Raw genomic sequence first — 4,828 nt, forward strand, 5'->3', positions numbered from 1 at the left:
TTTGGCTTTAAAAAAGATGTTTTTTTGAATAAAATCGTCCTGCAATTTGAATCATTACCTTAAAAATTCAATTTTAGGCAAATATTTTTGATATATCAAAAAAATAATATAATTTTGCAAAGGTCTCAAAATATAATCCTTCAGAAAATTGTTTTATATCAATTTCTGTTGATGTTGCAGAGGTTGAATTAATAAAAATTTCTTGTCCTAAGCTATTACTAATGATTATCTTTTTATTGCCTTGCAAATTACCAAAATCTATATATAAATTATTTTCTGCAGGATTTGGATAAATTGTAACTTTCGATAAATTATTATTGTTAATAGCAGATGCTGAATTTATAGTAACATTTAAAATACAAGTATCTATAAATCCAGCAAGGTCTTTAATAGTCCATATAATTTGGTGTGTTCCAATATTCAATTGTGCACCTGCAAGTGTTGATAGTTGGTTGATGGAATTATATACAGTGTCAATTCCACAGTTATCAGAATAATCGTATGGGTCTAGTTCGTTTCCTTGGACGATATAATAGGTTGAACCTGCTGCAATATTAATTGTAGTATCATTTTTGCAAGTGATGTTAGGATGTGTATTATCTATTCCATACCCTAAAATAACGAAAATGTAAGGATTTTCATCATCATCATTATTGGCAATACTTATTGTTCCATCATATTCTTCACAAGTAGTAGGTAAAAATTTTACTTCAAACATAGCATAAGAACCTGGGTCTATAACTGGGGAAGCGTCACTGATAAGTGTAAAAGCACTACCTGTTACAGAAACTCTTGGGTTATTAGTTAAATATAAAGGTTGACTACCTGTATTATTAATTCTAAAAAATTTATTTACAGAAGTATTGGGTGGAACATCACCAAAATAAGTGTTATCATTTGTAGATGGTGTATAATCACCATTGGGTATTACTATATTGTTTCCTAATACTTCAATTTCAGGACTTTGAGATAACTTACAAATAAATATTTCACTATAAAGTTCAGTCACAGGAGTTAATGTAAAAACGCCTGGTCCTGGATCAAAATCGGCAGTAGCTTTGAAAGTGCCTGTTACATAAACATTATTATTATTATCAACGCAAAGGTCAACTCCTTCATCATCATTTTGGCTACTTCCCATTTTTACAGCCCAAACAAAGTCGCCATTTAAGTCTAATTTGCACACAAAAATATCTAAATAACCACTTGATGTAAGATTAAATGTATTGTTAGAAGGGTCAAAATCGGCTGTTCCTGCAAATTTACCTGTTATGTATATATTACCACTAGTATCAGTACATATAGCTTTTCCTTCGTCAAAATTACTTCCTCCTATTTTTTTTACCCAAACAAAATCACCACTTGAATTGAGTTTTAAAACATAAGCGTCATAAAATCCTGATAAGGTATTTGAACCGGGACCCGGATCAAAATCAATAGTACCAGAAAATCTACCTGTAATATATATATTTCCATTGTTATCGGTAGTTATAGAATTAACTAGAATATCAGAACCGCTGATTTGCTTTATCCATCCTCCTTTTATAAAAATCCCTCCATCATAGTATCCCACTGTATAAACATTATTAGCAGCATCAACTGTAATTGCACTACCACCATCATTTGAAGTAAAGTGTATTGATGAAAAAGATGTTAAGTCGTCTTTTGCAATAAAAGCATCATAAGCGTCATTAGTAGAATAATATACGTTCTGTCCTACCTGGATAGTGTCTTCAAAATGACCTGTAAAATAAGCAAAATTATTTCCAGCAGCAACATCTGCAGCTACACTATTGCCAGTGGCAAGGCTATCATTAGGATTATTAGGATTAGAATGATAATAATGTGACCTAATGGCATTTGCAAACTGATAATTGCCGTTTAAGGAAAGTTTTAAAATAAATGCATTGTAATAATAAGGTTCGTTTTGAAAAATACTAACTCCGTCCAATTGTGGAGAATATTTAAAAGAACCTGCATAATACACTCCTGAAGAGTTTACATCAATTCCATTCGAACTACTCTTTCCTCCATCAAATATTTTTGCCCAAACTAAATCACCATTTGTACTTAATTTTGAAAAAAAAGCACTGCCATCTCCTGAACCTATCAAATTAAACATGTTTACACTTGGGTCAAAGTCTGTCTCTCCTATAACTTGTCCTGTTAAATAAACATTACCTGCACTGTCTAAATCAATACCATTTACATATTGATGATTTTGGCCACCAATACTTTTGGCCCAAACAAAATTTTGTGCATATGTATACATAAAGCTTATGCATAAAAATACTGCAGAGAAAATTATTTTTTTCATAGCTAAAGTGATTTAAGATTAGATTTTAAACAAAATTATTTATCTTAATAATAAAAAGAGTTACCAAATGTTAACAATTTTTATTTATATTTATTTATAAGATATTAGATGAATCTTTTTTTTAGTCAATAACTCTAACTAGTCGACCCTTAAAAAGTCATTTTTAATTTTTTAAAAAAAGAGGGGTTGGAAAATAAAATGAAAAAATATCGTGTGAAAGTGAAAAAACAGCGTCTGAAAAAAGTGAAAAAATTTTTGCTTCCATTTATTCATCATTCTTTTGAAGTTGAATGCTGCTGCAGCCAACATGATATTGATGTTATCGCCTACGATTCCTTTGTAAAAGTTACGGTTTTGTCTATGGTCGGTCTTTAAATGTCCTATAACAGGTTCTATACCCGCACGTTTTTTATGACTATCGCTTAGTTTCTTGCATTGATAATAACTCATTGATTTTCTTGGTGTTGACGGAATTAAAACCTCGGTTTCTTCTATCTGCTTATTGCCTCTGTAGCCCCGATCTGCTTTGACCCATTTGGGCATTTGCCCTACTAAGCGATTTACCTGCTCAAGGGTTGGTACTAAGGTATGCCCATCATACTCGTCTCTAAAACTTAATGCTCCAACGATTACTCCACTATCAGTCTTGGCTATCGATACCTTATTACCAAATTGTTCATGAAGCTATTTTGTTTTTTTTAAGGTATTCACGAATGCTTCGCATTTCATACTTCTTGTGCTCCTTACCTTTAGAAATACACACAACTGCTGGCTCATGAAGGGAATAAATCTTCTTTTTACTGTTTTTCTGCTGCATTAAAACCTGAAAAAATAACTCCAAGTCTTTCTGATACTTGCTCTCGGGAGTGAGTTTGCGTTCCAGTTCCCGAACCAAACGTCCGGCTATCGTTTTCATTTTTCTATCGGCCTTAAAGGCTTTCGATTTGTTCTTTGGATGATTTCTAAATCGTTGTTCCTGAGCTAATTTCTTTAATGTTCGGCTATAACTTTGACGCAATTCAATCCCTTCTTTTTGGGCAATGGCTTTGCATTTTTGGATGATTTTTTTGTGCAGCTTTGCATCGGTGGGGTAAGTGATATTTTTTTCCTGCACGGTGGTGTCTACATTTACATGGGGGTCTAAGGCATCTTTGCCGTTGACCCGAATACTCTCTTTCAAAATCAGCTCTACTCCGCTTTCGCCTATTCTTTTTCTAAAGTGTACCAGCTCCGATGGCTCGCAAGGAACCCCTGGTGCAAAAGAAGTTTCTCCTGTAAAATATTGAAAATAAATATTTTCGCTCCATTGTTCTACTACCGATTCATCCGACAGATTACGGATATGCTTCAACATCAACAAGCCTACCATTAATCGAATGGGCTTAGCCGGACGACCATTATCCGAACAGTACAAACCCTTAAAAGACTGCTCGAAAATATCCCATTGAATCTGATTGGCTAATACAAAAAGGGGATGTTTAGGATTTAAGGTGTCCCTTAAAGTGAAGAATAAACTTCCCTGAGTTTGATCCTTTACCTTAGGTACCATCTTTTAAAAAATTTGCAAGGTTTCTGGCTGTAATATACAAAATCTTGCAAAATTTTTACTAAAAAAACCTATTAAGTTATTAACAATCAACTGTATGCTGTGTTGATAAGGGTCGTCTAACTATTATAAAAATTAGCTGATATGAAATAAATGGTTGATATATTGTTATTACGTTTGTACTATTTTTTATATTTATAGTTTTATATTTTTTCTTAAACGGCTCAAACTTTGAGGAGTTATTCCGAGAAAAGATGCAATATATTTATGATCAACATTTTGTAAAATATCTTTTCTCGTTTTAATTAGTTTAATGTATCTTTCAGCAGCGTTAAGTGAAAGCAAATCGAAGTATGTATCCTGAGTCTCTTTATACAAAAGCTCTATTCCGGCAAGTTGCAATTTAATTATAGAAGGATGTTGATTACTTAACTCTAAAAATTTTTTTTTAGAAAGAATGAACATGCGGGTAGGAGTCATCGTTTTTAAAAATATATCCGTTTCTGTATTGTGAAAGAATGATATATAATCAAAAAACCAATCATTTTCGAAATCAAAATAAATACATTTTTCAATATTATTTATCTCATTAAAGTATCCTCCTACACCACTTATTATAATTCTAATATGGCTTTCTGCTTGATTCTGTTTTTTTAAAATTATATTTTTTTTATATTCTACAATTTCGCCACCATACAAGAAAGGTAGAATTTCATTTATGTTAATATTTGATAATTTTAAAATCGCTTTAATAATTTTTTCTGAAATATTGTTTAAATCTTTTTTCATCTGATGTGGTTCATATATTTAGACCTTTGCAAAATTATTTCAATTTTTAGATATATCAAAAATATTTGCTTAAAATTGAATCTTTAAAGTAATGATTCAATTTACAGGGCTATTTTATTCAAAAAAACACCTTTTTTAAAGCCAAAGAACCTTATTTTTTTGTTTTTAGGCTTTAG

General features: G+C 31.4%; 2 protein-coding genes and 1 pseudogene. All 3 read right to left on the reverse strand.

The genetic code is table 11. The features are described from left to right. Positions 1 to 73: 73 nt before the first annotated feature. The 3 genes and pseudogenes from HPY79_12305 to HPY79_12315 all read right to left on the reverse strand — a co-directional run bounded on the left by HPY79_12305 (position 74) and on the right by HPY79_12315 (position 4,652). Positions 74 to 2,317, reverse strand: a complete 2,244-nt coding sequence (locus HPY79_12305; protein NSW46584.1) for an SBBP repeat-containing protein — start codon at positions 2,315 to 2,317, stop codon at positions 74 to 76. 171 nt (positions 2,318 to 2,488) lie between these two features. After that, positions 2,489 to 3,866: pseudogene (locus HPY79_12310) on the reverse strand (IS5 family transposase). A gap of 192 nt (positions 3,867 to 4,058) precedes the next feature. Next, positions 4,059 to 4,652 (reverse strand): Crp/Fnr family transcriptional regulator, encoded by a 594-nt coding sequence (locus tag HPY79_12315; GenBank protein ID NSW46585.1) that lies wholly within the window; start codon positions 4,650 to 4,652, stop codon positions 4,059 to 4,061. Between the last annotated feature and the right edge of the window lie 176 nt (positions 4,653 to 4,828).

Source organism: Bacteroidales bacterium, from assembly GCA_013314715.1.
GTDB lineage: Bacteria > Bacteroidota > Bacteroidia > Bacteroidales > GWA2-32-17 > Ch61.

Coding starts and splice junctions, on each gene's coding strand:
- HPY79_12305 (NSW46584.1), bottom strand. CDS start 2,317: ATGAAAAAAATAATTTTCTCTGCAGTATTTTTATGCATAAGCTTTATG.
- HPY79_12315 (NSW46585.1), bottom strand. CDS start 4,652: ATGAAAAAAGATTTAAACAATATTTCAGAAAAAATTATTAAAGCGATT.